This is a genomic window from Blautia schinkii (assembly GCF_013304825.1).
GTDB classification, from domain to species: domain Bacteria; phylum Bacillota; class Clostridia; order Lachnospirales; family Lachnospiraceae; genus Blautia_A; species Blautia_A schinkii_B.
This window is the reverse complement of the sequence record NZ_JAAWUO010000038.1, coordinates 1-1,544: the sequence shown is the minus strand read 5'-3', so window position 1 is coordinate 1,544 and position 1,544 is coordinate 1. Positions and strand designations below refer to the sequence as shown.

Sequence of the window (1,544 nt, the reverse complement as noted above, 5' to 3'; positions counted from 1 at the left end):
AATGTAGCAAGAATTCTCCCACCTCTTCAGGTGGTGAGATGAATTGCACATCTGATCATATCTGCTCAAAAAAATCTCTATAGTATAAAAGAAACACTTGTTCTCCCTTCCCTGATGTAGTATACTGAAAAAAGAACAATTAGTTCATAAATACATATCCGTCGGTATAAGAAAAAGGATGATAAATATAATGGAGTTAGACCATGAAAGATGCATTCTGGAGTCAGATATTCTGTCTGCTCAGTGCAGGCGGAGCAACGATTGAAACGATACGGCAGTATATAGAAAGCCAGGGTGAGAAGAATGAACCGCGCCGTAAAAATAAGGATCTATCCAAATAAAGAGCAGAGAGTTCAGATAGAGCAAACAATCGGCTGCAGCCGCTTTATCTATAACCAGATGCTTGCAGATAAGATCAGCTATTACCAGAAAGAAAAAAAGATGCTCCGGAACACACCGGCCGGATATAAAAAGGAATATCCATGGCTGAAAGAGGTGGATTCCCTTGCCCTGGCGAATGCGCAGCTGCATCTGGAAAGTGCGTTCCGGAAGTTTTTTCGGGAACCAGCCTGCGGATTTCCACGTTATAAATCAAAGAAGCATGCAAGAAATTCATATATGACCAATGCACTAAACGGAAATATCCTTTTGCAGGATACCCATCTGAAGCTTCCAAAGATGTCCGTCATAAGGATAAAACTTCACCGTCAGATCCCATCAGACTGGAAACTGAAGTCTGTAACTGTGAGCCGTGAGCCATCCGGGAAATATTTTGCCAGCCTTTTGTTCTGCTGTGAGAACCAAACAGTGGAAAAAAGACCGGCAGAGAGATTTCTTGGGATTGATTTTGCCATGCAGGGAATGTGTGTATTTTCTACAGGAGAAAGAGCCGGGTACCCTATGTTTTACAGAAAAGCAGAGAAAAAACTTGCAAGAGAACAGAGAAAGCTCTCCCACTGTGAAAAAGAAAGCCGGAACTATCAGAAACAGAAAAAAAGGGTAGCTTTATGTCATGAAAAGATAAAGAACCAGAGAAAAGATTTCCAGCATAAGCTCAGCAGGGAGCTTGCGGAAAGATATGATGCAGTATGTGTGGAAGATCTGAATCTGAAGGGAATGTCCGGAGGGCTGCACCTTGGGAAAGGTGTGCAGGATAACGGGTACGGGCAGTTTCTGTTCATGCTGGGATACAAGCTGGAAGAATGCGGAAAACATCTTATAAAAGTAGACCGTTATTTTGCATCCAGCAAGATCTGCAGTGTATGCGGACATAAGAAAAAGGAACTGGCATTGTCGGATAGAATGTATGTTTGTGAATGTGGAAACAGGATGGACCGGGATGTGAATGCAGCAGTCAACATCCGTGAAGAAGGAAAAAGAATCTATAAAGAATGTGCCTGACGGCACAAGAAAAAATCCGTAACCGGATAAACATAAAAAACAAAACTGCGGGACACGCGGGGATAGCCTGTTTTAGCTTTGCCCTAAAGGGTAATCGAGCAGGAAGCCCCCACTTCAAAATCGTAAGATTTAAGTGGTGGGAG

At 42.8% G+C, this 1,544-nt stretch carries 1 protein-coding gene and 1 pseudogene; both read left to right on the top strand.

Translation table 11 applies throughout. The features are described 5' to 3' along the window. Positions 1–206: 206 nt before the first annotated feature. Positions 207–341 (top strand): annotated as a pseudogene (locus tag HFM85_RS15935) (transposase); the annotation flags it as partial. Next, positions 304–1,401, top strand: coding sequence for an RNA-guided endonuclease TnpB family protein (locus tag HFM85_RS15930; protein WP_173754721.1), 1,098 nt, complete (start codon positions 304–306; stop codon positions 1,399–1,401). The pseudogene HFM85_RS15935 and the gene HFM85_RS15930, both read left to right, overlap by 38 nt. Positions 1,402–1,544 lie beyond the last annotated feature (143 nt).